This is a genomic window from Saliphagus infecundisoli (assembly GCF_020177375.1).
In the GTDB taxonomy this organism is placed as follows: Archaea; Halobacteriota; Halobacteria; order Halobacteriales; family Natrialbaceae; genus Saliphagus; species Saliphagus infecundisoli.
This window is the reverse complement of sequence record NZ_JAIWHV010000002.1, coordinates 146,352-172,572: the sequence shown is the minus strand read 5'-3', so window position 1 is coordinate 172,572 and position 26,221 is coordinate 146,352. Positions and strand designations below refer to the sequence as shown.

The window sequence follows — 26,221 nt, the reverse complement described above, 5'->3', positions numbered from 1 at the left end:
AAGTGTGAAATAGTAAGTAGAGAGTAAATTTAATCTCAAAGATAATTCTTTTCCGATAGCAGCCGCTACGTACTTGTCCAGCGATGGACCCCGATGAAGATATCACACTGTTCGAAGATCCGGTCTGGACAGAGAAATACGAGCGCGAGGAGCAGCGACTTCGAGCGGCTGCTGGTGAGGGACTACTCGGAATACACCACGTAGGAAGTACTGCGATTCCGGGCGTCCCTGGCAAACCCGCACTAGACGTCCTTGTCGCCTTCGACGCGTTTGAACAAATGGACGCAACCGGAGAGCGAATCGAAGAGGAACATGAGGAGTTCGAGCGTTTCTCCGAGACTGACACCTCGATTCTGCTCATCAACTGGGCCGACGACCACGCTGTCTTCCACAGGATGCATACCATGGACGACGAGGACAAGATCAGAAACCAGATTCTCTTCCGCGATTACCTTCGCGATCACGCAGACGCACGCAGGGAGTACGAGGAAGTCAAGCGCGAGGCTGTCGAGAACCACGCCGATGACCCTGGCGACTACACCAAAGCAAAGTCGGGTGTCGTTTCGGACCTGATCCAACGCGCCGAAGCGGCCGGCTACGAGGAGCGTCTGCCTGGCTACCTTTAGGCACCACACTCCCTCAATATCCATATTTCTGACGGAAGTATCCACGTTACGTACGCAGTCCCAATGTAACATGATATTCACTCCGAGTTACATCGAAATTATCCGATCAGGCCACATGGCGAGATAAGCGGTACCGACCGAACGCGGAACGAAAGCGGGTTTACCGTCCGGGCTGTGGCCCCGACCATGACAGCGATCGTCAGCGGCTCGGCCTCCCAGGCACTCTCGGCGGCTCTCGCCTCCGAACTCGACTGCCCGCTCGCGGCCGTCGAGTACGACCGCTTTCCCGACGGCGAACTCCTCGCCGCGGTCCCCGGCTTCGACGCCGACCGGGCCGTCGTCGTCGCCTCGACGACCTCCCACGCGGCCCACCTCGAGCTCCTCTTGCTCCAGGACGCTCTCCACGAGGCCGGTGCCGAGGAGGTCGTCACCGTCCTCCCCTACATGGGCTACGCCCGCCAGGATCGGGCCTTCGAGTCCGGCCAGCCGATCTCCTCGCGGGCGGTCGCCCGGGCGATCTCGACCGGCGCCGACCGCGTGCTCACCGTCTCCCCCCACGAGGAAGGGGTGTGCGAGTTCTTCGAGCCGACCGCCGAAGTAGTCGATGCCGCTCCGGTTCTCGCCGACCCGCTCCCCGACGACCTCGCCGATCCGGTCTTTCTCGCGCCCGACGAGGGAGCCGTCGGCATCGCCGAAACCGTTCGAGACACGTACGGCAGCGGCGAGATCGACCACTTCGACAAGCACCGACTGTCGGGCGACAGCGTCGAGATCACGCCCTCCGACGCGGACGTCGCCGGCCGCGACGTCGTCGTCGCTGACGACATCATCGCGACCGGATCGACGATGAGCGAGGCCGTCGAAGTGCTCCACGACCGGGAGGTCGCCCGGGTCTTTGCGACCTGTGTCCACCCGCTGCTGGCCGGAAACGCCTACACCAAACTCGCCGCGAGCGGCGTCGAGGCGATCTACGGTACCGACACGATCGAGGGGCCGGCGACCGCGGCCTCGGTCGCGCCGGTCCTCGCCGAGCACCTGTCGGCGGACTGATCAGGGTCTCGCCGCCGGCTCTCGGTCACAGCGACTGAGGACGGCCTCGTGGTATTACCTCGATGCGGGACCGAGGACGGGACATGAAGCGGGACACGGTCGCGTTCGGCGCGTCGTTTCTGACCCTCGCGGTCGGCCTGGGCGTGCTCGTCGCCGGGATCTTCCAGGGCGGACTGACCACGCTTGCGGTCGGCGGCGGGGCGATCGTGGTGGCGGGCGTCGTCGGACTGTACGTGGCGGTCGCGGGGAGCGCAGGGGCCTGACCGTCAGGACGAAGGGGCCGGCTCGATCGCCAGCTCGACGTCGACCCCCTCGATCTCCCACTCCATGCGGTGGCCCTCATCGACGTCCCCGATCGCGTCGGCCCGGACCTCCTCGCGGATCAGCTCCTCCCGCCGGCGGACGAGGTCGGCGACCCGGTCGTCGGCGATAGCGATCTCGACTGCGATCCGCTCTTCGACGTCGAGGTCGAGGTCCTTTCGCATCTCCTGGACCCGTCGAACGACCTCGCGGGCGTAGCCCTCGCTCTCGATGTCCTCGGTGAGGTCGGCGTCGACGTAGACGACGCCGCGGTCGTCGCCGTCGATTCCGAACGCCGTGCCGGCGACGTCCTCGGGCGTCTCGGTGACGAACGAAACCATCTCGGGCTCGAGTTCCTCGCCGACCGCCCCCTCTAGGGCCGCGAGGTCGGGCTCCTCGATCCGGGCCTCGTTCAGCGAAGTCATTACCTCGCCGGCGCGGTCGCCGAACGCGGGGCCGAGTTCGCTCATGTCGGCCTCGGCGCTGTAGGCGAGTTCGCCCCACCGCTCGCCCGGACCCACGAGTTCGACCGCACGGGCGTTGAGCCGGTCGGCCAGCAGGTCCTCGTGGCGGGCGACCGCCTCGGCAACCCGCTCGTCGTCCGCGGCCACGACGATCCGGGTCACGGGCCAGCGAAGCTTCCGACCGGCTCCCTGGCGGGCGTTCGCGCCCGCCTCCTCGATCGCGCGGAGGAGGGCGACGTCGGCCTCGAGTTCGTCGTCGGTCCAGTAGTCCGAGACCTCGGGCCAGTCTTCCATGTGGACCGTCTCGTATCCGGTCTCGCCGGTGAGCGTCCCGTAGAGTTCGTCGGCGACGAAGGGAGCGTAGGGGGCGAGCAGCGTCACGACCTCCCTGAGGACACGGTGAATCGTTGCGTAGGCCGCCGTCTTCGACCCGCTTTCCTCCTCGTCCCACATCCGTTCGCGGACCGCCTGGACGTAGTACCGGGAGACGTCCTCGACGACGAACTCGATCAGAGCCGAAAGGGCGCGGTCCTGGCGATAGTCCTCGAACGCCGCGGTCACCTCCCGTTTCGTGGACTGGAGGCGGGCGAGCACCCACTCGTCTACGACCTCGAGGTCCGAATCGACGTCCTCGAGAGTGGTTTCGTCGGGATCGAAGCCGTCGAGACGCATGTACGGCAGCGGGAACCGGACGACGTTCCAGAGCGTCCGGAGATGATTCTCCATCGTCTCCATCCCGTCCCAGGAAAAGCGCATGTCCTCGCCCTGGGGGTTGTTCGAGAGCAGGAAGAGGCGCATGACGTCCCGGCCGTGACGGTCGATCGCCTCGTGGGGATCGACCAGAATGTCCTTTGACTTGCTCATCGCCCGGCCGTCGGGCATCTGGGCGAACCCGTGCATCAACACCTGTTCGTAGGGAATCTCGCCCATCGCCGCGGTCCCCATCCCGAGCTGGGACCAGAACCAGCCCCTGGTCTGGTCGTGGGCCTCCATGATGAGGTCGGCGGGCCAGAGTTCCTCGAACCGTTCCTGGTCGGCGGGGAAGCCAATAGTGCCCCAGGAGGCGACCGAGGAGTCGAGCCAGACGTCGAAGACGTCCGGAACCCTGGTGTAGGTCGTCCCGTCCTCGGTGATCGTCAGCTCGTCTACGGTGTCCTTGTGGAGATCCACGGAGTCGGGATCGATAGCCTGGTCTGCGCGCTCGGCGAGTTCCTCCCGATCGCCCACGACGATCATCTCCTCGTCGTCATCGCGGCCCTCGGGGGTCCAGATCGGGATCGGGATCCCCCAGTATCGTTGTCTGGAAACGTTCCAGTCGGGGGCCTCGCTGACGAAATCCCGAAAGCGGCTGTCGCGGGCCCACTCGGGGTGCCACTGGCTGTCCTCGATGTTTTCCAGGAGCTCGTCTTTGATGTCGGTGATCGTGATGAACCACTGGTCGGTAACGATCTGGACGATCCCGGTATCGCAGCGCCAGCAGTGGCCGTAGCTGTGGGTGATCGTCCCGGAGGCGAGCATCGCCCCTTTCGACTCGAGGTCGGCGATGATCTCCTCGTCGGCCTCCTTGACGAACTGGCCCTCGTACTTCCCACCAGCATCGGTGTAGACGCCGTCGCTCCCGACAGGACAGAAGATCGGGAAGCCCAGTTCCCGGCCGCGCTCGAAGTCCTCCTCGCCGTGGCCCGGCGCGGAGTGGACGAGGCCGGTGCCGTCGCCCTCCGTCTCGACGTAGTCGGCGGCGTACACCTCGTGGGCGCCGTCGTGATCGGTGTGGTCTGGGACCTCCGCCGCGAGGGGATGGTCGTACCCCCAGCCGAGCAGCTCCTCGCCCGCGAGCTCCTCCTCGACCTCGAAGTCGTCGTAGCGACCCTCCCGGAGGACTTCCTCGTACTTCGCCTCCGCGACGTACAGCAGTTCCTCCTCCCCCTCCTTCCGTGCGCGCACGCCGACGTACTCGCCGTCGGGATCGACGGCTGTGAAGGTGTTCGCCGGGATGGTCCAGGGGGTCGTCGTCCAGACGACCAGCGATCCCTCGCGGTCGGCGAGATCGAACTTCACGTAGACCGAGGGGTCGGAGACGTCCTCGTACTCGACCTCGTTGTTCGCGATGGCGGTCTCACACCGGGGACACTGCGAGATCGACCGGTGGCCCTTCTCGACTAAGCCGCGCTCTGCGGCCCTCGAAAAGCCCCACCAGGCGGCCTCCATGTACTCGGGGTCGACCGTCTTGTACGGATCGTCCCAGTCCATCCAGACGCCGAAGTCCTGGAAGTCCGACTGGAGGCCCTCGAGCTGTTCGTCGGCGTACTCCTTGCAGGCCTCGATGAAGGCGTCCTCGCCGTAGGCCTCGATGTCCTTTTTGTTCTCGAAACCCAGTTGCTCCTCGACTCTGGTCTCGATCGGGAGCCCGTGCATGTCGTAGCCCGGGCGGTCGGTGACGTCGTAGCCCTGCATTCGCAGGAACCGGATGTAGCAGTCCTTCAGGCTCTTGTTCCAGGTCGTCCCCATGTGGGCCGACCCGGAGGTGTACGGCGGGCCGTCGACGAAGAAGTAGGTCTCGCCCTCGGCTCGGTGCCGTTTGGTCCGCTCGTAGGCGTCTACGTCCTCCCAGTGGTCGAACACCCGTTGCTCGACCGCGTGGGGGTCATAGCCCTCCTCGATCTCGCCGAACCTGCTCATAGGGGATACGACCGCCTCGGACACTAAAGGGGAATCGGTTGTGCAGACGGCCGAGAACGCAGAGCGAGAGTCGGCGATCGAGGCCCGAGAACCGACCGAGGACGGCGTTATCCGGCGAGTGAGGCGAGCGAGGCGAGGGCCTTCCGGCGACCCACCGTGATCCCGGCGTACAGCATGATTCCGCCGAAGACGGCGAGCCAGACGGCGACCATCGTCTCCCCGCCGGTCGTGACGTACTGGAAGCTGGTGTACTCCGCGGCGGTACCGACGACCGTCAACAGCCCGGCGGCGACGGCGTAGACGACCGCCGAAAGCACCTCGACTGCGAGTTCGCGCATGAAACAGGGAAACGAGTGGACGGACGTAAACTTGTCTATCCCGCCCGGGCTCGAGAGGCGCCACGGTGCCAGGACCGTGAAGCCCTTGGCCGGCCGCTCCGAACGCCGGGCGTGTTCGATCCGGAGTCCTCCGAGCCCGCGTTGCCGGACCGCCGCCACGTCATGGCGCCGGGCTGTCGCCGTTGTCCCGCCCTCGTCTCCGGCCGCGAGCGGATCTCCTGGGGAACCGGACCCGGGGACGCGGACGTGATCGTCGTCGGCGAGGCGCCGGGATACGGGAACCCGGAGGCCGACCGCTGGCGCGGGGGCAACTGGACCGGGAAGGCCTACACCTCCCGCCACTCCGGCCGGCGGATCCGCCGGCTGCTCGCCGACGTCGGCTATCCCGACGCCTACTACACGAACGCCGTGAAGTGTTTTCCCGCGAGCGAGGAGCCACGGTCCTCGGAGGCGAGCGGCGAAGCCGCGAGCAAGGACGAGACGCCGACGAACCGCGAGCCGACCCCCGGGGAGCGCGAGCGGTGTCGGGATCACCTGCTCGCCGAAATCGACTCCGTCTCCCCCGCCGTGGTGCTTGCGACCGGCAAACACGCGACGACCTCGGTGCTCGCGGCCGAGGGACGGGAGCTGGACGGCTTTCTCGACTGCGTGCTCGAGCCGATCCCACTGGGCGGACTCGGCCTCACGCTGCTCCCGATCCTACACCCCTCCTACCAGGACGTCTGGGTCGCCCGGCTGGGGTACGAACCCGAGGAGTACCGGACGGCAGTCGGCGAGGCACTCGAGGACCTCGTCGGGTGACCGTCCGGTCGTCGCCGCTCGTCGTCGGCCGTCCCCACAGCGTTCGGTCGCCGCCCGACAGAGCCGGAAGAATCATGTGTGAATCGACCGATCGGGAACCATTCGGGTCGCACTCCGCGACCGGTCTCCGCCACCATCGCCAACCTTCTTGCCCGATGGGGACACACGTCCGCGTATGAGCACGATCTTCGGTCAGATCGTTTCGGGGGACATCCCCGCGCGCGTCGTCTACGAGGACGAGACCACGCTGGCCTTTCTCGACGCCAACCCGCTCGCGCCGGGACACACCCTCGTGATCCCCAAAGAGGAGTACGAGCGCCTGAACCACGTCCCCGACGACGTCGCGAGCGACCTCTACGCGACCCTCCACCGGGTGGTGCCCGCCGTCGAGGAGGCCGTCGATGCCGACGCGACGACGGTCGCGTTCAACAACGGCGAGGCCGCAGGCCAAGAAGTCCCGCACGTCCACGGCCACGTCATCCCCCGATTCGAGGGCGACGGCGGCGGCCCGATCCACGCCGTCGCGGGCGACCCGCCCGACCTCTCCGACGAGGAACTAGATAAGATCGCGGGCGATATCGACGACCGGCTCTGACCGTCTCGGGCCTGATACGGATTGCTGTAACGATTTACCGGTGAAATCCCAGAACGGTCACGGTTTCACCGGTACTGATTCACAGAAGTCCGTATGAAGAGGAGCCGTGGCTCCTATCGGCGACCGGAACTGTATATGTAGCTCCACGTTCTACCGGTGGTATGGCTGCGATCGAGGTCCGGGAGCTAACGAAGACCTACGGCGAGGTCGTCGGGATCGAGTCGCTGTCCTTCTCCGTCGGGAAAGGCGAGGTCTTCGGCTTCCTGGGCCCCAACGGCGCCGGGAAGACGACGACGATCCGGGTCCTGCTGGGGCTGCTCTCGCCGACGGCCGGTTCGGCGGAGGTACTCGGCGCCGACGTCACCAGCGAGTCGGATCTGATCGAGGCAAAGCGCCGGATCGGTTACCTCCCCGCCGACCTTGGCTTCGACGAGGACGTCACCGGGCGGCGGGTGCTCGACTACTTCGCGTCGATCCGGGGCGACGAACGACGCGCGGAACTCCTCGAGATCTTCACGCCACCCCTCGATCGGGAGATCCGCGAATACTCCTCGGGGAACCGCCAGATGCTGGGCGTGATCCAGGCGTTCATGCACGACCCCGACCTCGTGATCATGGACGAACCCACGAGCGGGCTCGACCCGCTCAAACAGGAGCGGTTCAACGAGTTCGTCCGGGCCGAACGCGACCGCGGGACGACCGTCTTCTTCTCGAGTCACGTCCTGAGCGAGGTCCGGCGGGTCTGTGACCGAGTGGGGATCCTCCGGGAGGGAGAACTGGTCGCCGCCGAGGACGTCGAGAGCCTGGTCGACCGGGGCGGCAAGCGCGTCCGCGTCCAGGTCGGCGGCGAGGGGAGCGGGCTGGGCGACGTGGAGGGCGCGACCGACGTCCGGAGGCTCGGCGACGAACACCGCTTTGCGTATGCCGGCGACTACGGCACGCTCCTGGCCCACCTCGCGAGCTACGACGTCGTCGACGTCGAGATCGCCGAACCGCCTCTCGAGGACGTGTTCATGCACTACTACGGCGGGAGCGAGGACTCGGACGGCGAGGGCAACGAGAGCGATGCGGGCGAAGAGTCCGGAAGGGCGCCCGAACCGGCGAGCGAACCCGCCGGAGGTGACGCCGATGCTTGAGATCGTCCGCTACGAGGCCGAAAAGCGCCTGACGGGAACCCTCGCGCTCGCGGTCGGGCTCGGCGCCCTCGCGGTCTTCTTCGTCGCCTTCTTTCCCTCCTTTGCCGACGTCGACATGGAGAGCTACGCCGAGGCGTTCCCGCCCGCCTTCCGGGAGGCCTTCGGGATCGAGGCGATCGGCACCATCGAGGGCTTTCTCGCCGTCGAGGTCTACCAGTTCCTCTGGGTGCTCCTTCTGGGGCTCTACGTCGCCTACCTCGGCGCCGGAGCGATCGCCACCGACGTCGAGCGCGACCGAATGGACCTGCTGCTCTCCTTGCCGGTCTCCCGAAGCCGCGTGCTCGGCGAGAAGTTCCTCGCGCTCGCGGTGCCGATCCTCGTGCTCAACGCCGTCGTCCCGCTCGCCGTCTACGGCGGCGTCATCGCCGTCGGCGAGTCGATCGACGCCGTCGACCTGGCGATGGTCCACCTGCTCTCGATCCCCTACCTGCTCGCGTGTGCGGCGATCGGCCTCCTGCTCTCGACGCTCGTCGACCGGGCCGACGTCGCCCAGCGGGCCGCCCTCGCCGCCGTCTTCGCGCTGTTCCTGGTCGACTCGATATCGGCGAGCGCCGAGAACCTCGAGTGGATCGGGGGGATCAGCCCGACCGCCTACTACGACCCGAGCGCGATCCTCGTCGACGGGAGCCACGACCTCGGCGGTGCGGTCGTCCTGCTCGGGGCGACCACAGCGCTCGTGGTTCTCGCGTCCATCCGGTTCCGGCGGGCGGACGTCGGCGCGTAGCGGGAGGAAGGACTTTGTGGGTCCCGGTGGGATTTCGCCCCATGGGATGGCTCTCGGGACTGTGGGCCGACGTCCGCGCCACCCCGGTCGCCGCGGCCCTCGAACTCGGGACCCTCTTCGCGAGCGCCGGGCTCTTCCTCGCGCTCGTCGTCGCGCTCGCGCGGGGACCGCCGCCTCGCGGGCCGACCGCCCTCTGGGCCGCGATCGTCGCCGTCGGCGCGGGGGTCGCGGTCGTGTGGACGGTCCTCGTTCCGGTGTACGACCGATACGGGTAAACTACCCCGCCCTACTCGCACCCTCCCGCCTTGCGGCGGTCGGTCACTCCTTGAGGGCGGGGCTTTACCGCAACGACATTGTACCCCGCAACCCCATGCAAGGGCGCGGCCCGGCTTCCTCTTACCGTCCACGGGCGGACGGCGGGTCGGAGTTGTTGCTGCGACCCGCCTACCGGATCCGTTCCGTGGATTGTCCCGCCGATTTAATTCCCGGTGTTCTCTCACTCTACCCCAACACTGGGGACGGGGATCGAACCCGTTCGCGGTCGTCGTTCCCGAGTATAGGGTGCGACGGCCACGCCGTCGCACCACGGGAGCCAGTTTACTCGTGGCTCCTACCGACCCCGGCTTGTGCGAGGACGGCAGTATCTCACATAACGGGCGGAGACGGCCTAATCCTTGCGGTTTCGTCCAGCTTCGCAACGCGATTCCTCTCCACCCTACTCGCTCCCGTCGGTCGCTCGTTGAGGAAGGAGGCTCCTCGCTACCGTTTGCTGAACGGAGTGGCGTCTCCGGTCCGGTACAACCACGACCGTCGTTGGGGTTCTCGGGAACGGCGTACAGCAGCGGAATCACGCCACCAGCCCGACCAGGAGGTCGCCGTAGACGAGCGCGATCACGAGGCCGACGAGGACCGCGACCAGGAAGGGCATCCCTGGCGAGATCCAGACCCGGTCGCGGCGACGGACGACCTCCAGGCCCTCCCGGAGCGTTTCGGGCGAGGTGCCGTAGGCCGTGCCCTCGATCTCGTCGAGGAAGGTTTCCGCTCCCCAGGGGTCGTCGGCGGTCGCTTCCGGGCCGCGGGCCGGTCGGTCGCCATCGCCCGCCGCGGCTCCTGTGGGAGCTGACCGCCCCGCCCCGACCGCGCCGTCGGTCGGCCGATCGGGTTCGACGGGGAGGGTCGCGGGATCGCGGTAGCGGTCGGGATCGGCCCGCAGGTCGGCGACGGTCAGCCCCCGCCACCGGAGGTACATCCGGAGGGCATCGAGGTCGAGTCCCGCTCTCAGGGCGGGCCCTTCCGCCGTCTCGAGGAGCCGACCGTGGGTCTCCTCGAGGGCGTCCCAGTCGACGGGGCGGCCGACGGCCATCGCGGGAGTCAGCCGGCCAGCGGCGGCGTTCCGGACCGCGAGAGCAACGGGGACGCAGGCGGCGACGACGACCGCGTTGGCGAGTATCGTAAAGGGGAACGCGGCGATCGTCCCGGGCTCGAGCGGAAACGGGGGGGTGTCCGGCGGGATCTCTATGGCGTACGTCGGAACCGTCGGGAAGAGAAGCGCGAGCGCGAACAGCGCCCGGGCGTCGGCGCCGCCGAACCCCCCGGCCCACCACGTGAAGTAGGCGATCGGGACGACGAGCCCGAAGCCGACGGCGGCGGGCACGAGCAGGTCGCTCCGGGCGAGCGGGCCGGCCCGCCAGGCCAGCCACGCCTCCCAGCACAGCAAGACAGCGCCGAGGGCCCCCAGGGGGACCCACGCGACGCTCGGAACCCGTCGGCTCCGGACGTCGCGGACGGCCGCCCAGGCGAGGAGTGGGACGGCGACGAGTCGCAGGAGATCGGGAGTCGTCGTCCCGATCACGCCCGACCGCGAGAGTGGGCTCTCACGGCCGACTCCTCTCGAGGCGGCGGTGTTATCGTTTCGTTTCCGTCCAGTCGTCCGTTTCCCTCGGGTCAGTTCGATCGTCCTGCTCCGGGCCTTGCGGGGCATCCCGATCACCGCTCGTGCCGGGTGCGGTCGGTCCGAAAAGCCGGCAAGCAGCGATACGTCGGTAAGAAGCGATTGACGACCGTTAATACGCAGGTAACGGTCGATCGACCCGGCGGCGATCGTGGAGATCGTTTCGGTCGTCCGGTTGGGAACCCACGCCAGTCTTGTCGCCAGAGAACTATATTCGTCGATCCGAATATCCCGCGTATTCGGACCGTACGGGGCGATATATCCGAAGTAGCCCGATCGATACGACCGGTCGTATCGGCTACCGGTAGCGTACGTAGAACCTAAATTCTCTTATACCGTGGTCTCGAACGCTCGTGTGATGAAAGCGGTCGAACTCGGGCGTCCCACGGGGACCCCGACATCGAACGGTCGGCGGTCGGAACGGAGCCACGGGAGGTGGTCGCCCGTCCGATCATCGACCGGCGGCGTCGGACGATCCCTTCGCTCGGCGCGCGCTGAATTTATTTCTGATAAGTCGTATTCAGGCATGAAGGTTTTTATGCTCGGTCCTCACTGGTTCATACGATCAACCGAACTGCAGCCGTCGGAACGACCGGAGACGGCTGTGGGTCGTTTCCCACATCATGTCTGAATCGTTCACGAACACGAACCGGGCGGAGTTCGCCGAGGACGATCACGAGCGGGTTCGCTCCGAGCCGGTCGCCATCGGGGTTCTCGCGACCGAGGACGGCGAGAACAACCTTCACAGGACCGTCCTCCAGTCGATCCGCGACGGGTTCGCCGTCTTCATCGTCCCCTGGGGGATCTCCGCGGACACCGAGGCGGCCATAGACCAGACCGACGCCACGATCGTCGAACCCGCCGACTGCGGGAGCGTCGACGACGCCCGCGAACGCCTCGTCGAGGCCGCCCGGACCGCGGGGGCGGGCGGGATCGCCCTCTGTGAAGCCGGCGACGAGATCGACCTCGATAGCTGTCACGAGGCGGTTCACTCCGCCCCGGAGTACGCGATCTCCGCGCCGATTCGAGGGGAGACCGGCCGGCTGGTCGGTATCCCCGCCTACAACGAGTCCGTCGGCATCGGCAGCACGATCATCGCCGCCCAGGAGTACGCCGACGAGGTCGTCGTCGTCGACGACGGCAGCGCCGACAACACGGCAGCGATTGCCAGGAACACCGACGCGACGGTCATCGAACACGCGGAGAACAAGGGGAAAGGAAGCGCGCTATACACGTTCTTCGAGTACGCGCGGGCCGCCGACGCCGACTCCGTCATCGTCCTTGACGGCGACGGCCAACACGTCCCCCACGACATCCCGAAGGTGACCGAACCGATCGAGGAGGGCGAGGCCGATCTCGTCGTCGGCAGTCGGTATCTCGAGGGAAGCGGCGGCGAGACCCCGTTCTACCGCCGGTTCGGCCAGCAGTTCCTCGACGTCCTCACCTTCGGTTCCAGTGGAACGCACCTCTCGGACACCCAGAGCGGGTTCCGAGCGTTCTCGCCGAAGGCCGTCGACACCCTCTCGATCCGGACCGACGGGATGGGCGTCGAGAGCGAACTCATCGGGACCGCGATGGACGCCGACATGCGGATCGAGGAGGTTCCCATCGACGTCCGCTACGAGGGGATCGACGGCCAGACGTACAACCCCATCCGCCACGGGCTCGGGGTCGCGACCTATCTCGTGCAACTCATCCGGGACCGCCATCCGCTGCTTTTCTTCGGCGTTCCCGGACTCGTCTTGACCCTCGCCGGACTCGCCCTCGGCGTCGACGTCGCCGCGACGTACAACGCCCAGGGTGCGATCGCGCCCGGCCGGACGCTCGTCGCCCTGTTCCTGACGATCGTCGGCGTCCTCGGGGTCTTCTGTGGCCTGATCCTGAACCGAATGTCGACGATGCTCGCGGAGCTTCGATCGGAGTAGTTCGGAGGGCCGTCGTCGAGAGGAAGAACTCTCTCCAGCAGTCGACCATGTCGGTGGGAGCTCCCCGGTGAGTCCCTTTCGACGAGTCCATCGAACCCGTCGGCCTCACGAAGAAGGAAGGTAATACAACGGGGAGGGAGCCGCCGCGAGCGACGCCGAAGCCAGTAAAGGTACCACGGACCGACCCCGCGACCTACCCCCACCCCTTCGTTTCGAGTGGAACCGAACGAGGGGCGGTTCGGAACAGTCGGCACGAAGGCAGCGACGAGGGGATCGATCGAGAGACGAAACCGGCGAGAGAAAGGCGAGAGAAGCCACTCGGGAGCAAAGCGGAGAAATCAACCGAACGGGACCAGCAAGCCACGGGGGAGATCGGAAGGACTAGTAACGACTACCACAAATCTAGTAAATCGCTCGGTTTGCTAGTGTTGCGGATACTGTTTCCCTCCCACCCAAATAAAACCACCTGTTCTAGAGAACCCCCCTCCCCCACCCATCCGGATCGCTCTCCACTCGAAACGAAGGGGTGGGGGGTTCGCTCTTCATCCCTCCCTAATCCGTCACGTCCGTTGCGGGTCTCCATCCGAACCCGTCGCTTCACCCTCTCCGGACGCTCCGATCCACACCTGTTCTCGCTTTCCGTCGCTCTTCCGAGCTCGGGGTTCGCGATCCGACCCGTCGTGAGCTCGGTTCTCCTCTCGAGGGCTCGGTCCCCGTTGTATCGATCGACCCGACGAGGACACCCCTCGTTCCACTCGAGCCGAGGCGGTTGCGACCCGACTTTCCCCTCGAGGACGGATCGACCTCGTCGAACGCCGACTCGTCGAGACGTATATTCCGTCGAAGTAGTCCCGCAATCCGAGTGTCGTTGCCGTTGAAGGGAAGGACTTATTAGCTAGCTATTCCTCTGGTTCGTCTGCATCAACTGGACTCGGGCGAGGGATGGGAGACGGTTTCCCGGCCGATTTCGGCCACATATGGGCGAGTATCGCTCGTTTCCGGTCCGCGTTCCACACGAAACAAAGGGGTAACGCATACGACGGATGTCTGACGACGATTCACAGACGACGGGTTCGAGTCGAGAGATCGACCTCGCCTCCACGCGCGGTTTCGGGTCGAGCGGGGAGGCCGAGTCGGGGAGCGACGACCCCGGCCAGGGCCTGTTCGACGACCTCCTCTCGGGCGAGCCGATCTTCGACAACAAGGAGGTGCTCCGTCCGTCGTACACGCCCCACGAGCTCCCCCACCGGAGCGACCAGATCAACAAAATGGCGACGATCCTCGTCGCCGCGCTCCGCGGAGAGACCCCCTCGAACATCCTCATCTACGGGAAGACGGGGACGGGAAAGACCGCGAGCGCGAAGTTCGTGAGCAAGGAGCTAGAGACCACCTCCTCGAAGTACAGCGTCCCCTGCGAGGTCGAGTACATCAACTGCGAGGTCACGGACACCCAGTACCGGGTGCTCGCCCAGCTCGCGAACAAGTTCATCGAGGAGAACGAGCGGATCATCGAGGAACGACTCGATACGCTCGACTCCCTCCTCTCCGCGGCCGAGGAGTACGACGGACGGATCGACGGGGGACGTCGGGAGGGTGCCGACTCCGCCGGCGGATCGGCCGGCCCGACCGGAGACGGTTCCGAACCCGCGACGGGCGAGTCGGAGTCGGCCCCCGGCGAGGACGGTTTCGCGGCGGGGAGCCCGGACGATCCCGATACCCTCGAACGACCGGAAACAGCCGAAAGCGACGCCGAATCCGAAGATCCTCCAGTCGAAACGGGGGGGTCCGATTCGGAGTCCGGGACCGATCTCGCCTCGGCCGTCGAGCCGGACCCGATCGTCGATCCCGAGGCGGATCCCGAGGGCGGGTTCGTCAACGAGGGGGACGAATCCGAAGGAGAGCGGGTCGAGATCCCGGACGCCGAGGAGCAGGCGAGAGCGGAGTCGGGTCACCCACTCGTCGGAACCGGCTTCGCCTCCGTCGACGAGGTTCGCGACCGGATCGAGGAGTTAGAGGCCGACCTGGAGGGGTTCGAGGAGGTACCGATGACGGGGTGGCCGACCGACCGGGTGTACAGCGTCTTTTTCGAGGCGGTCGATTACTCCGAGCGGGTGGTCGTCATCATGCTGGACGAGATCGACAAACTCGTCGAGAAGTCGGGCGACGACACCCTCTACAACCTCTCGCGGATGAACTCCGAACTCGACAACTCCCGGGTGTCGATCATCGGGATCAGCAACGACCTGAAGTTCACCGACTTCCTCGACCCCCGTGTCAAGTCGAGTCTGGGCGAGGAGGAGATCGTCTTTCCGCCCTACGATGCCAACCAGCTCCGGGACATCCTCCAGCACCGCTCGGAGGTCGCGTTCAAGGAGAGCGTGCTCTCGGCCGACGTCATCCCGCTGTGTGCGGCCTTCGCGGCCCAGGAACACGGCGACGCCCGGCGCGCGCTCGATCTCCTCCGGACGGCGGGGGAACTCGCCGAACGCGGGCAGGCAGAGCGGATCGACGAGGACCACGTCCGACAGGCCCAGGACAAGATCGAACTCGACCGCGTCGTCGAGGTCGTCCGCACGCTCCCGACCCAGTCGAAACTCGTCCTGTTCGCGACGATCCTCTTGGAGAAGAACGGCGTCCACTCGATCAACACCGGCGAGGTGTACAACATCTACAAGCGTCTCTGTGAGGAGATCGACGCCGACGTCCTCACACAGCGCCGGGTCACGGACCTCATCAGCGAACTCGACATGCTGGGGATCGTCAACGCGGTCGTCGTCTCGAAGGGCCGGTACGGCCGGACCAAGGAGATCAGCCTCTCGGTGCCCATCGAGGAGACCGAGGTCGTGCTCCTCTCGGACTCGCGGCTCTCGGACATCGACGACGTCCAGCCGTTCGTCCAGGCCCGGTTCGACAACTGATCGGTCCGGGCGGATCCTTTCTCGCCTCTCCCACAGCCGTCGATCCCGGTCCCGTCCGCGCAGATCACTGCCGCTCTCACCTCCTCACGCGTAGTGACTGACCTCAGTTCCGCAGTCGCCGCCGGGCGACCGTCACGGTTCCGATCGCCACCGTGCCGGCCACGAGGCCAGCGGTGCCGACCGACGCGGGCGTCGATCCGGCCGGCGACGCCTCCGCTGCGGCCACGGGCTCTATCGCGGTCGGCCCCGTCGCGAGGAGGTCGTCGAAGGCGAGGCGGACGTGGCCGAGCCACGGGACCCGGAACATCGCCTTCCCCTGTATCCAGGCGGGTCTGACGACGTCGGTCGATGCGCCGGTACCCATTACCTGGTCGTAGCCGTCGTTGGCGTCGCCTTTCGTGACGAAGCCGGCGTGGCCCGCCGGGCAGGTCACCACCTCCTCGCAGGTCGTCGCACCGTTCAGGTAGTCGGGATTCGCCTGCTCTGCGACCCAGTTCTCGCCGGGTTCGACCCAGAAGTGTGCCCGGTGGATCACCGGCGTCCGGAACTCGCTTCCGTCGGGCCGGAAGACGATGACGTCGCCGGCCTGGCCGAACTTCTCGTGGCCGCTCTCGGTGCCGCTTTCGGCGCTGACGACGCCCGTATCGCCGATCGGGCCGTCGCCAACGAACCGCCCCTCCTCGGCGATGAAGACCAGGTCGCCTTTCTGCATGTTCGGCTCCATGCTCCCGCTCTCGACGGCGACCATCGGCGGCCAGATCCCGCTGACGCCGAAGAGGACGAGCCCGATCAGGGCGACGATCGCGACGCTGCTGGCCACGTCCCGGATCGCGACGACCGTCCCGTTGTCGGTCCGGAGGAACCACCGGATCGGGGCCTCCGTCGGCTCGAGATCCCGTTCTCTCCCCGTCGATTCCCGTTCGGGAGCGTCGGGCTCCCCGTCGGCCGATCGATCCCCGGCGACTGGCGCGCCGGTTCCGTTCGCGGTCGCCTCCTCCGGCCGCGAGCGGTCGGCACCCTTCCCGTCTCCGGACTCGGCCGTCGGCTCCGAGTTCGACGCCGACGACCGGTCGTCGGGCGTCTCCTCCGGAGGGTCGTCGGAGCCGGGGCCGTTCATTGGCCCCCGTTTCGACGGGGTCGACAATCAACCTTCTGTTCGCTCTCCCCGTTCGCCATGTTTTTCTCGGCGCTCGTCAATGAGGGGCTGTGTCCGTAGAGGGGGCCGCCCGGATCGTCCGCGAACTGACGAGCCGCGGCTACAACGCCGACCGAGAGACGGTGGCGATGATCGCCGACAGCGAACGGCCGGCGGCCGTCCTCGAGCGCGTGCTTCGGGAGACGCCCGAGGACGCGCTGGTGATCCGGCCGGAGTTGGTCCGGTCGGCCCGCGCGGCGGTCGATCGGGCGGGAGACGGGACGGGTGGGGACGGCCGATCGGACCGAAGCTCGGACGGGTCCGAGCGGCGACTCGGCCCGATGCCCGACTCGGGCTCCGCCCCCGAAGACCCCTCCGTTTCAACTGGAACCGATCCCGAACGTCCCAGCGACGGGGGTGGGGGGTCTCCAGTCGAAACGAAGGGGTCGGAGCCGCCGGACGTCGACGGGGAAGATCGCCGCGAAACCGAATCCGAGAGCCGGGTGGCCGACCGCGAGACCGTCGAGCGCGAAACCGTCGAACGCGGCGATCGGGAGGTCGAGATCGCCGGCGACATGACCGGCGCAAGCACGGGGACCGGGGAGTACCGGGACTTCGTGGCGGTGTTTCGTGACCGCCTCGACCGGCTCGGCTCGAAGCTGAAGGGGCGGGTCAACCACCGGCCCGCGAGCGCAATCGGGTCGATGCCCGGCGGCAGCGAGGCCGGAATGGTCGGCCTCGTTAACGACGTTCGCTCGACGGCCAGCGGCCACTGGCTGATCGAACTCGAGGACGCCACCGGCACGTTCCCGTGGCTCGTGATGAAGGATCGGGAGTACGCCGGGCTCGTCGACGAACTGCTCTTCGACGAGGTGCTCGCGATGGAGGGCACCCTCGCGGACGATGCGGGGATCGCCTTCGTCGACTCGATGTACTTCCCCGACGTCCCCCGGACCCACGAGCCCTCGACGGCCGACCGGCCGGTCCAGGCGGCGCTGGTGAGCGACGTCCACGTCGGGAGCCGGGAGTTCATGGGCGAGGCCTGGGACGCCTTCGCCGACTGGCTCCACACCGACGCGGCCAAGCGGGTCGAGTACCTCCTGATCGCCGGCGACATGGTCGAGGGCGTCGGCGTCTACCCCGGCCAGGACGAGGAACTCGACATCGTGGACATCTACGACCAGTACGAGGCGTTCAACGAGCGCCTGAAGGGCGTCCCCGGGGATCTCGAGATCGTGATGATCCCGGGCAACCACGACGCCGTTCGGCTCGCGGAACCCCAGCCGGGGTTCGACGAGGAGCTTCGCGGGATCATGTCGGCCCACGATCCCCGGATCGTCAGCAACCCCGCGACGGTGACCGTCGAGGGCGTCTCCGTCCTGATGTACCACGGCCGCTCCCTCGACGAGGTGATCGCCGAACTCCCCGCCGAGAAGGCGAGCTACGACGAGCCCCACAAGGCGATGTACCAGCTTCTCAAAAAGCGCCACGTCGCCCCCCAGTTCGGGGGCCACACCCGTCTGGCGCCCGAGGAGAAAGACCATCTGCTGATGGAGGAGGTCCCCGACGTCTTCCATACGGGCCACGTCCACAAGCTCGGCTTCGGGAAGTACCACGGCGTGCTCGCGATCAACTCCGGGTGCTGGCAGTCACAGACGGACTTCCAGAAGCGAAACAACATCCAGCCCGACGCCGGCTTCGCGCCGATCGTCGACCTCGATACCCTCGACGTGACGGTCCAGAAGTTCAGCTAAGTGCGGGGGTTCCGGCGCTACGTCTCGGGATCCCGAGCGTCGGCCGCGCTCTCGAGACGGTACCGAATCGTGGGGTCGCCGTCGAACCGCGGGCCGGCGCCCGCTTCCTCGAAGCCCAGGCGGTCGACCGCACCGATCGCGGGGGAGTCGGGCGGGAGCAACGTCTCGACGGCCATCGACTCGCCGGCGGCGAACTCGATCGGTTCGGCGAGGAGTCGCTCGCAGGCCGCCTCGGTGCCGTCGATCCCGGTGACGTGGACGGTCCCCGCGTCGGCGTCGAAGCTGACGAACCCGAGGAGCTCCCGGTCGTCGTCGGCATCCCCCGAGGGGTCGGATCCGCGGTCGGGGTCGTCGGGCTCTGCGACCCGGACCGTCCGGTCGTGGACGAGATTTCGCATGACGTCGGCCGGACTCCCCGCGACCGCCGCGAGCGCGGGGGCGTCGGCCTCGACTGCCTCGCGTACGTGCATCGACTCGTGGTACCGCGTCCGTCCACATAACTCCCGGCACGCCCCGCCGACCGCGTCCGACGCGTCCCTTTTTGATGGCCCCCTCTCTACGTGGTGTCATGGCAGGGACCGACCGCCGCTGTGACTTCTGTCGTCAGCCGCTCGTGGGTGAGGACCACGTCCTCGAACAGGAGGGGAACCGGTACCGGTGTTGTACGGAGCAGTGTCGGGAGGCCTTGGCGGGAAGCGACCGGGTGTTCACGGAGTACGACGGCCACCGCCGGATGCGGGCGGGGGTCGCGGGGATCGACGACGCCCTCCCACAGGGGCTCTCGCGGAACTCGTTCGTGTTGCTCGCGGGGAACACGGGCACCCGCGAGGGGGCGTTGCGGGCGGAACTCGCCTGGCGAACCCTGGAGCGGGGCGAGCCCGTGATTCTCGTGGCCTTTACCGAGCCGCCGATCTCGCTGGTCGAGAGCTACCTCGCGATGGACTGGAACGTCCTGCCAGCGATCGAGGACGGCCGGGTCCGGATCGTCGACTGCTTCACTCCCCGCGTCGACGACCGCGAACGGCTCTACGACCGGCTCACCCCGTGGAACCGCCATCTCGACGGCCTGGTTGAGCCGGCGACGGCGGTCGTCCGGGACCCCGGCGACGGCCACGAGCTCCGGAACAAACTCGACAACGCTCTGGAGGACTTGGGGATGGTCGAGTCGGGACTCGTCGCGATCGACTCGCTGGTCGAGTTCGCCTCGCTGGTCCAGCCGGGCCAGGCCTACGGCTTCCTGAAGGACGTCCGGGCGGAGGTCTGCAAGGGGCGGTTCGTCCCCGTGATCGGCGGGGCGACCGGCGGCGACGAGGAGGCGTTCCCGCGGGACCTGGAGTACGTCGCCGACGGGGTGATCGACCTCCGCCTCGACGGCGGCATCGTCGAGGACACCCTCTTCCGTCGGCTGCGGGTCCGGAAGATGCGTGGCGTGTTGACGATCCCGGAGTGGCACACCTACGAGTACACCAGCGGGCTCGGGCTGGTCACGTTCGATCCCCGAGAGGAGGTCGAGGGCGAGGAGTCGGCCGGAAACGGAGAGGACGCGGGCGACGACGACCCCGACGCGGAGCCGGACGCCGAGAACGGGCGAGAATAGCCCAACAGCTCACTCCTCGCCGCCGAGCCGGCAGTTCCCGTCGGCTCCGTCGTCCGGGATCGGCTCGACCTTTCTGACTGCGGTGTGGACGTAGAGGTCGATCAGGAACTCGGGGGTGAGCGCCTCGAGCGTCGGGGAGTCCTGGCGGTAGTTGGTGCTCGCGCTCCGGACGAACACGCGGAGCTCCTCGTCGACCGGCCCGTCGGCCTCGATCGTGAGGTCGTTGTGGATCACGCCACGGACCCCGCGGCTGTCGACGAAGGATACGCTGACCATGCGGTGTGCTCGTTCGGTTGGTAGGGGGGGACCTGCAAAGGGGCTCGCGTGGCACCTGCCGGGGACGGCGTCCCGTAACTCTCCGGGTGAGATCCCCGCCGTTTCCCGCAGGGCCCGATCTGCAAGCGGGTTCGCCTCACGGTCCGTGAAGCGTTTCACGATCGAGGTTCTCGAGGAACGGGGAGATGGCACCACGGTTTCTATCGCCGGTCCTCGTTGTCGGCTCCCCCTCTCGTCCGCGTCACTCCTCTTGGACCGCCTCGAGGGCGGCGACGTCTTCGCGCGTGGGGTGGTCGGGGAGCGCCTCGATGCAGGGATAACAGAGCAGGTGCGTCGAGCCGTCCTCGAGGTCGAGGGTGAGCCCGGTCGCCCCGTCTCCGCCGGACCAGATGTCGGCGATGCCGCCGGCGACCCGGAGCCGTCTCCCACAGCCGTCACAGGACTCGGTCGCCATGGGCGGGCTTGTCCCCTGGGGGCCAAAACCGTTCCCCCCGAGCGGATTATGGTGCTCGCGGGCGTGGTCGGCCCATGGAGCTGAACTGCGCCGGCTGTGCGGGCTGTTGTGTGGACTGGCGCCCGCTGGCTCCCGAGGGCGGCTCCGACCACGAACGGCGCGGGCCCTACAGTCCCCTCGACGCGGCTTACAACCTGGTCGCCCTCGAACGCGAGGAGATCCGCGGCTTCCTCGCCGACGGCATGGGCGACGCGCTGACCGTCCGGCTCTGGGAGGCAGACGACGACGAGGGCGCGGTCGAGATAGACGGCCACCGGCTGGCGGCGGTCGCCGGCCGGCCCGCCTTCTTCGTCGGCCTGCGGAAACCTCCGAAACCGGTCGCTCCAGTCGGCCGCGAGGAGCCGACCTGGCTCCCGAGCTGTGTCTTCCTCGATCCCGACACCCTCCAGTGTCGGATCCACGGCGACGCGCTCTACCCCGCCGAGTGTGGGGCCTACCCGGCCCACAACCTCGAACTCGGCGTCGAGACCGAGTGCGAGCGCGTCGAGGCGGCCGGCGGCGGCGACCGCCTGCTCGAGGACGACCCCGGCGACGCGGCGGACACCGGCCCGCTCTTTGGCCCTCAGGCGGTCGGCCAGAAGCTGTTCGCCCATCCCGATCCCGACGACCTCGAGGGGATCGTCGAGCGGGCCGCCGAGGGGACCCTGACCCGCGAGGACCGCGCGGAGTTCGTCGCGGTCGCCGCGGCGTCGAGTCCGGGTACCCTGGCGCTCTCCGACCCCCACTACGAGGACGCCAGAGAGCAGGTTCTCGCGGCCGACTCCTGGGCCGGACGCGCGATAGACGACTGGGAGGAGCGAGCCGGCGGCCGCGGGGAGCCGGCAGCCACCGATCCCGCGGACGCGGGCCGGGCCGTCGAAGAGGAGCGGGGCGCGCCGGACACGCCGGGCTGGGACTGATACGGTCGCCGCGATCCGACCCGTTAAACCGCGGGCGCCGATAGACGACCCATGCGCGTGCTCGTGACGGGTGCGACCGGCTTCGTCGGAAGCCGGCTCGTCCCCGAGCTCATCGACGCCGGTCACGACGTGAGCGTCCTCGTCAGAGACGCCGCCGACTACGATCCCCCGAGCGGCGTCCGGGTGTTCGAGGGCGACGTCCTCGAGCCCGGAAGTTTCGAGACCGCCCTCGAGAACTGCGAGGCGGTTTACTACCTGATCCACTCGATGGGCGGCGGCGGGGACTTCGCCGAGCGGGACCGCCGGGCGGCCCGCAACGTCTCCCGGGCGGCGAGCGCCGCCGGCGTCGACCGCGTGATCTACCTGAGCGGGCTCGGCGGCGACGGCGAGCTCTCCGAGCACCTCCGGTCGCGCCGGGAGGTCGAGTACGTCCTGGGGGAAGGGGAGTTCGACCTGACGGCGCTGCGGGCGGCGGTCGTCATCGGCGCCGAGAGCGCGAGCTTCCGGATGATCCGCCAGCTCGCCGACCGGCTCCCGCTGATGGTGACCCCCGAGTGGGTCCGCACCGAGTGCCAGCCGATCGCGGTCCGCGACGTCGTCTCCTATCTGGTCGGCGTCCTCGACGCCCCCGAAACCGCGGGCGGAACGTACCAGGTCGGTGGCCCGGAGGTGCTGACCTACCGGGAGATGTTAGAGGAGACGGCCCGGGTCCTCCACGGGCGGACACCGCTGATCGTCCCGGTGCCGGTGTTGACGCCCACGCTGTCGGCGTACTGGGTCGATCTGGTGACCGACGTCCCCGCCGACGTCGCCCACCCGTTGATCGACGGGCTGGGCAACCGGGTCGTCGTCACCGACGACTCGATCGAGGAGCTGGTCCCCGTCGAGCTGACGACCTTCGAGGACGCCGTCCGGCGGGCCATCGACGAGGAGCGAGAGGATGGAACGCGGCCGAATCACGCGGCCGGCTCGAGCGACCGGGGGGCGGTCCCGATCGACGACGAGGGGAGCGGCGGGGCCTGATGGAAGTCGAGTACGGCGAGACCTGGGTCTACGAGAGCATCGTCGGCGCGCTCCCCGGCGTCGACCTCCCCGACCGGGTCGCGGTCGCGATCCAGCTCGCCGCCTTCGAGGCCGCGATCCTCGTCGTCGCCGCGGTCTACGGGCTGTGGACCGCCGTTCCTGCGGGGACGGCCGCGGTCGCCGTCGCCGCCGCCGGGAGCTGGTTTATGCTCCGGTACAGCCGCGAGACGCGGACGCTGAAGACTCCGCCGGCTTACAGGCAGGTGCTGTTCGGTTCGAGCATTGAGGTCGTCCTGGGGGTCGTCGCGTTCGTCGCGCTGATCACCTACCTCTTCGTCTACGACCCTGCGACGACCGGCGAGTCGCTGGTGACCGAACTGTTCGGTCCCAAGCCGCCGCCGCTCGCGGTGGGCCTCGCCTTGCTCGTGCTCTGGGACGTCGTCTACCGGATCGGCACCTGCTGGTGGGCGAGCGTCGCCTCGCTCTGGCGAGCTTACCGGTACGCGTTCGACGCCGACGAAACCCGGCGGCTTGTCGCCCTCGACGCCCGAAACGTCGGCTTCGCTGCGGTCCAGCTCTTGTTCGTTCCGTTCGTCGCGGATCGGCCGCTGTTACTCTGGGCGCTGTGTGGTCACGTGCTCGCGGTCGCCTGCGTGAGCGGGCTGGCGATCGTTCGCCAGCGGGCCGTCGCCGGTTAGCCGGATTTCATCTCCTCGAACTGGTCCAGAAGCGCCTCCGTCGATTCGCCGGAATCGTATTCGACCGAGCCGTGGTAGATCGTTCGTTCGTCGTCGAAGTCGGTATCGACGGCAGCGGCCTGCTTCTCGCGACGCTCGTGTTCGTCTTCGTCATAGGCACCCATTGACATGGTACGTATGAACGTATCTTGGTCGCTCGCGCTTATCAATGTACCGGCCGGCGAGGGCAAGAGGTATGGCCGCCGGTCCCCTACCGACGGCCGTGGCACGGCCGCTTCGATTCCGATACTCGCCCGAGTCCTGGAGCGAACAGCGGGTTCGCTCCCAGCTTCTCGGCCCCCTTCGATCCAACATCGGCGCCCGCGCCGTCTCCCCCGAGTACGGGGTGACCGGCGGCTGGGAGACCCACCGCTTCGAGATGTCGAACGACGACGTCGCGCTGTTCGCCCGCCGGGACGCCGAAGCCTACTGGATGGGCAACACCGAGACCCCCCAGGCGCTCTGGAAGACCGACAAGTTCGGCTGGCAGGAGGTGCCCCACCAGGTCTCGCGGTGGGCCCAGCGCGAACTGCTCGCCGCCCTTTACGAGGACGATCCCTGGCTCGCCGACTACCCCTACCTCTCCTGGTACTTTCTTCCCGTGTTCATGTCCAAGGACGGCCGGGAGTCCACCCGGGAGTTCTTTCGCTCCCACGCCGCCGGCTTTCCCGACGCCGGCCGCCGCGAGGCGACCCGGTACGTCGAGTCGGTCCTGAAAACCGCCCCGCTGGACGAGTACCGTGGGGTGATGTCCGGCAAACTGGGCACGAGCGACCACGTCGACCGCGTCCGGATGAGCGCCGCCATCGGCGAGTTCGTCGCCGCGAAACTCCTGACCGACGCGGGCTACGACGTCGTCCCCGAGATCGAGGTCACGACCGGCCACTCGCTCGACTATCGAGCGACGAACGGGGAGACGAACGTCTTGGTCGAAGTAACCAGGCCCCAGCCGCCGAACACCCGCGCGGCGTCGGGCCCGATCGCCGCGGTCAGGGACACCGCCGAAACCAAGACCAGCGGCCAGCTCGAGTCCCACGGCGGCGGCGCCGTCCTCTTCATGGACTGTTCGTCGTTCCGCGACGACCAGTGGGCGCCCGTCTACGGCGAACGACCCGACGTCCGCCACCGCCCCGCCGTCGTCTACCGGGTTCGCCCCGACGGGAGCGCCGAGGGCTACACCAAGGGGTCGGTCCCCCTCGATCTGGATGACGCGATCGATCTCGACGGCTGATACGGCCGGAAACGACGAGGCCGACAACTCGGTCGGGCCGGAGCCGCCGGTCAGAACGAGACCGGCTCAGGCCCTTCGCGACTCCCGGGCGGCGTCGGGTCGCGGTCGCTGTAGCCCGGACGTCCGATCGCCTTCCCGCTGACAGCCGCGTAGAGCGTGTCGCGGGCCTCCTCGGGCGAGTCGAACCGTTCCTCGGGGAGGTGTGCGAGCGCCTCGCCGACCGTCTCCGAGCCGTTCTGGAGCTCGAGTGAGCGGTCGCCGTGGGCGTCGATGAGGTCCCCGGTGGTCGCGGGGTACTCCTGGTCCGCGACGAGTTCGCCGATGCGTTCGTGTAACATTGCACCCGTCCCTGGCCCGGGGAGTAATATAACTATTGTCCATGTATGTTCTCTAGGCTCACCCCAAACCTTGTCCTGATTAAGGACGATAAGAGGTTCCGAAGGAGAGCGGTTTTAGAACCCCCCGGCCCGAGCTACGAGGTGTGCCCTACGCCGACCTCCACGTCCATACCACCCGATCCGACGGCAGCCTCGAACTCGGCGACGTCCCGGAGGCCGCCCGTGCCGCCAGCGTGAGCGTCGTCGCCGTCACCGACCACGACCGCCTCCAGCCGTTCTCCCGCCCGATCGTCGAACGCGACGGGCTCCCGATCGTCCACGGGATCGAACTCCGCGTCGAACCCGCCGCGGGCGAGCGAGTGGACCTGCTCGGCTACGGCGTCGAACCGACCCCGGATCTCGAGGCCGAGTGCGAACGGATCCAGCGGGATCGGCGCGAACGGGGCCGGCGGATCGTCGAACGGGTCGAGGATCGGCTGGGGATCGACCTCGATATCGGGATCGAGGAGGGGATCGGCCGCCCCCACGTCGCCCGCGCGATCGACGACCATCCCGAGTCGGGCTACGACTACGAAGGGGCGTTCGACGATCTCATCGGCGACGACGGCCCCTGTTTCGTCGGCCGGTCGGTCCCCTCGTTCGAGACGGGCCGGAGACTGCTCGCGGCGGCCTGCGAGATCGTCTCGCTTGCCCACCCGCTTCGGTACGGCGATCCCGAGGCCGCCCTCGAGCTGACCGCCGATCTCGACGCCGTCGAGTACGAGTACCCCTACGGCCGCGAGATCGATCCCGCGCCCGTCGAGCGGGCGATCGAGCGCCACGACCTGCTCGTCACGGGCGGCAGCGACGCCCACGACGACCGCCTCGGGCGGGCGGGGCTCGACGAGGACGAGTTCCGGGCGCTCGGGCTCGCGTGATCGCGGCGATCCCGGACGGGAACGGAGGGTTCAATGCACTCCGTCCCAACCCGTTGGTATGCAGTGTCACTACTGCGATCGCGACGCCGCTTTCGCCGCCGAATCCGGCGGCGTCAACGTCGGTCTCTGCGAAACTCATTTCCGGGAACGGTTGCAGGAACTCGCCGATGACGAGGGCTTGGAGGCGCTGAAAGAACGGGTCGATGTCGACCGCGCCGAGTAGCCGGACGGAC

27 protein-coding genes are annotated in these 26,221 nt (G+C 67.8%); 18 read left to right on the top strand and 9 right to left on the bottom strand.

Features of this window, described 5'->3' with window-relative positions:
• Positions 1-83: 83 nt before the first annotated feature.
• The 3 genes from LCF40_RS05685 to LCF40_RS05675 all read left to right on the top strand — a co-directional run bounded on the left by LCF40_RS05685 (position 84) and on the right by LCF40_RS05675 (position 1,939).
• The gene (locus LCF40_RS05685; protein ID WP_224827710.1) at positions 84-626 is read left to right on the top strand and encodes a GrpB family protein; all 543 of its coding nucleotides are present in this window, start codon (positions 84-86) and stop codon (positions 624-626) included.
• A 186-nt stretch (positions 627-812) separates the two neighbouring features.
• Positions 813-1,676 (top strand): ribose-phosphate diphosphokinase, encoded by an 864-nt coding sequence (gene prs, locus LCF40_RS05680; protein WP_224827709.1) that lies wholly within the window; start codon positions 813-815, stop codon positions 1,674-1,676.
• An 83-nt stretch (positions 1,677-1,759) separates the two neighbouring features.
• Positions 1,760-1,939: a GPR1/FUN34/YaaH family transporter gene (locus tag LCF40_RS05675; protein ID WP_114577925.1), complete on the top strand. Its 180-nt coding sequence runs from the start codon at positions 1,760-1,762 to the stop codon at positions 1,937-1,939.
• Between the two features lie 3 nt (positions 1,940-1,942).
• Here the strand turns inward: LCF40_RS05675 and ileS are convergent, their stop codons facing one another.
• Positions 1,943-5,119 carry an isoleucine--tRNA ligase gene (gene ileS, locus LCF40_RS05670; protein WP_224827708.1) on the bottom strand — a complete coding sequence of 1,059 codons (3,177 nt, stop codon included), beginning with the start codon at positions 5,117-5,119 and terminating at the stop codon, positions 1,943-1,945.
• Positions 5,120-5,226: 107 nt separating this feature from the next.
• Positions 5,227-5,457, bottom strand: a complete 231-nt coding sequence (locus LCF40_RS05665) for a DUF8151 family protein (protein WP_114578012.1) — start codon at positions 5,455-5,457, stop codon at positions 5,227-5,229.
• 162 nt (positions 5,458-5,619) lie between these two features.
• On the opposite strand from LCF40_RS05665, the gene LCF40_RS05660 reads away from it, so the two are divergent.
• From LCF40_RS05660 to LCF40_RS05640, 5 genes are all read left to right on the top strand, one after another.
• The gene (locus LCF40_RS05660; RefSeq protein ID WP_224827917.1) at positions 5,620-6,258 is read left to right on the top strand and encodes a uracil-DNA glycosylase; all 639 of its coding nucleotides are present in this window, start codon (positions 5,620-5,622) and stop codon (positions 6,256-6,258) included.
• A 175-nt stretch (positions 6,259-6,433) separates the two neighbouring features.
• Positions 6,434-6,853 carry an HIT family protein gene (locus LCF40_RS05655; RefSeq protein ID WP_224827707.1) on the top strand — a complete coding sequence of 140 codons (420 nt, stop codon included), beginning with the start codon at positions 6,434-6,436 and terminating at the stop codon, positions 6,851-6,853.
• A gap of 161 nt (positions 6,854-7,014) precedes the next feature.
• Positions 7,015-7,989, top strand: a complete 975-nt coding sequence (locus LCF40_RS05650) for an ABC transporter ATP-binding protein (protein WP_224827706.1) — start codon at positions 7,015-7,017, stop codon at positions 7,987-7,989.
• Positions 7,982-8,773 (top strand): ABC transporter permease subunit, encoded by a 792-nt coding sequence (locus LCF40_RS05645; RefSeq protein WP_224827705.1) that lies wholly within the window; start codon positions 7,982-7,984, stop codon positions 8,771-8,773. Before LCF40_RS05650 ends, LCF40_RS05645 begins: the two co-directional genes overlap by 8 nt.
• A 41-nt stretch (positions 8,774-8,814) precedes the next feature.
• On the top strand, positions 8,815-9,048 hold the full coding sequence (locus LCF40_RS05640; protein ID WP_224827704.1) for a hypothetical protein: 234 nt from the start codon (positions 8,815-8,817) through the stop codon (positions 9,046-9,048).
• Between the two features lie 572 nt (positions 9,049-9,620).
• Here the strand turns inward: LCF40_RS05640 and LCF40_RS05635 are convergent.
• Positions 9,621-10,754, bottom strand: coding sequence for an A24 family peptidase (locus LCF40_RS05635; protein WP_224827703.1), 1,134 nt, complete (start codon positions 10,752-10,754; stop codon positions 9,621-9,623).
• Positions 10,755-11,347: 593 nt separating this feature from the next.
• Between LCF40_RS05635 and LCF40_RS05630 the strand changes: the two genes are divergently transcribed.
• Positions 11,348-12,649, top strand: a complete 1,302-nt coding sequence (locus tag LCF40_RS05630) for a glycosyltransferase family 2 protein (RefSeq protein WP_224827702.1) — start codon at positions 11,348-11,350, stop codon at positions 12,647-12,649.
• 1,043 nt (positions 12,650-13,692) lie between these two features.
• A complete protein-coding gene (locus tag LCF40_RS05625; protein ID WP_224827701.1) occupies positions 13,693-15,567 on the top strand; it encodes a cell division control protein Ccd6 in 1,875 nt (624 codons plus the stop codon).
• 103 nt (positions 15,568-15,670) lie between these two features.
• On the opposite strand, the gene LCF40_RS05620 is transcribed toward LCF40_RS05625, so the two are convergent.
• Positions 15,671-16,684 (bottom strand): S24/S26 family peptidase, encoded by a 1,014-nt coding sequence (locus LCF40_RS05620; protein ID WP_224827700.1) that lies wholly within the window; start codon positions 16,682-16,684, stop codon positions 15,671-15,673.
• Positions 16,685-16,773: 89 nt separating this feature from the next.
• On the opposite strand from LCF40_RS05620, the gene LCF40_RS05615 reads away from it, so the two are divergent.
• Positions 16,774-18,456 (top strand): DNA-directed DNA polymerase II small subunit, encoded by a 1,683-nt coding sequence (locus tag LCF40_RS05615; protein ID WP_224827699.1) that lies wholly within the window; start codon positions 16,774-16,776, stop codon positions 18,454-18,456.
• 17 nt (positions 18,457-18,473) lie between these two features.
• On the opposite strand, the gene LCF40_RS05610 is transcribed toward LCF40_RS05615, so the two are convergent.
• The gene (locus tag LCF40_RS05610) at positions 18,474-18,926 is read right to left on the bottom strand and encodes a hypothetical protein (RefSeq protein WP_224827698.1); all 453 of its coding nucleotides are present in this window, start codon (positions 18,924-18,926) and stop codon (positions 18,474-18,476) included.
• Between the two features lie 98 nt (positions 18,927-19,024).
• On the opposite strand from LCF40_RS05610, the gene LCF40_RS05605 reads away from it, so the two are divergent.
• The gene (locus LCF40_RS05605; RefSeq protein ID WP_157972400.1) at positions 19,025-20,053 is read left to right on the top strand and encodes an RAD55 family ATPase; all 1,029 of its coding nucleotides are present in this window, start codon (positions 19,025-19,027) and stop codon (positions 20,051-20,053) included.
• A gap of 9 nt (positions 20,054-20,062) precedes the next feature.
• Here the strand turns inward: LCF40_RS05605 and LCF40_RS05600 are convergent, their stop codons facing one another.
• Complete coding sequence (locus LCF40_RS05600) at positions 20,063-20,329, bottom strand: hypothetical protein (protein ID WP_114577937.1); 267 nt, start codon at positions 20,327-20,329, stop codon at positions 20,063-20,065.
• 241 nt (positions 20,330-20,570) lie between these two features.
• A complete protein-coding gene (locus LCF40_RS05595) occupies positions 20,571-20,783 on the bottom strand; it encodes a DUF7561 family protein (protein ID WP_114577938.1) in 213 nt (70 codons plus the stop codon).
• A 74-nt stretch (positions 20,784-20,857) separates the two neighbouring features.
• Here LCF40_RS05595 and LCF40_RS05590 point away from each other — a divergent pair, with 74 nt between their 5' ends.
• From LCF40_RS05590 to LCF40_RS05580, 3 genes are read left to right on the top strand one after another with little or no spacing between them, the layout of a single operon-like run.
• Positions 20,858-21,742 carry a YkgJ family cysteine cluster protein gene (locus LCF40_RS05590; protein ID WP_224827697.1) on the top strand — a complete coding sequence of 295 codons (885 nt, stop codon included), beginning with the start codon at positions 20,858-20,860 and terminating at the stop codon, positions 21,740-21,742.
• Between the two features lie 51 nt (positions 21,743-21,793).
• The gene (locus LCF40_RS05585) at positions 21,794-22,765 is read left to right on the top strand and encodes an NAD(P)H-binding protein (RefSeq protein WP_114577940.1); all 972 of its coding nucleotides are present in this window, start codon (positions 21,794-21,796) and stop codon (positions 22,763-22,765) included.
• A complete protein-coding gene (locus tag LCF40_RS05580; RefSeq protein WP_224827696.1) occupies positions 22,765-23,463 on the top strand; it encodes a DUF7530 family protein in 699 nt (232 codons plus the stop codon). Before LCF40_RS05585 ends, LCF40_RS05580 begins: the two co-directional genes overlap by 1 nt.
• On the opposite strand, the gene LCF40_RS05575 is transcribed toward LCF40_RS05580, so the two are convergent.
• Positions 23,460-23,633, bottom strand: coding sequence for a DUF5786 family protein (locus tag LCF40_RS05575; protein WP_224827695.1), 174 nt, complete (start codon positions 23,631-23,633; stop codon positions 23,460-23,462). The genes LCF40_RS05580 and LCF40_RS05575 overlap by 4 nt on opposite strands.
• A 92-nt stretch (positions 23,634-23,725) precedes the next feature.
• Here LCF40_RS05575 and LCF40_RS05570 point away from each other — a divergent pair, with 92 nt between their 5' ends.
• Positions 23,726-24,733 carry a DUF5784 family protein gene (locus tag LCF40_RS05570; RefSeq protein WP_224827694.1) on the top strand — a complete coding sequence of 336 codons (1,008 nt, stop codon included), beginning with the start codon at positions 23,726-23,728 and terminating at the stop codon, positions 24,731-24,733.
• A gap of 50 nt (positions 24,734-24,783) precedes the next feature.
• On the opposite strand, the gene LCF40_RS05565 is transcribed toward LCF40_RS05570, so the two are convergent.
• On the bottom strand, positions 24,784-25,071 hold the full coding sequence (locus LCF40_RS05565) for a DUF2795 domain-containing protein (RefSeq protein ID WP_224827693.1): 288 nt from the start codon (positions 25,069-25,071) through the stop codon (positions 24,784-24,786).
• Positions 25,072-25,214: 143 nt separating this feature from the next.
• Here LCF40_RS05565 and LCF40_RS05560 point away from each other — a divergent pair, with 143 nt between their 5' ends.
• Both LCF40_RS05560 and LCF40_RS05555 read left to right on the top strand, forming a co-directional pair.
• Complete coding sequence (locus tag LCF40_RS05560) at positions 25,215-25,988, top strand: PHP domain-containing protein (RefSeq protein WP_224827692.1); 774 nt, start codon at positions 25,215-25,217, stop codon at positions 25,986-25,988.
• A 58-nt stretch (positions 25,989-26,046) separates the two neighbouring features.
• Positions 26,047-26,211, top strand: coding sequence for a DUF6757 family protein (locus tag LCF40_RS05555; RefSeq protein ID WP_198667927.1), 165 nt, complete (start codon positions 26,047-26,049; stop codon positions 26,209-26,211).
• The last annotated feature ends 10 nt before the right edge of the window (positions 26,212-26,221 follow it).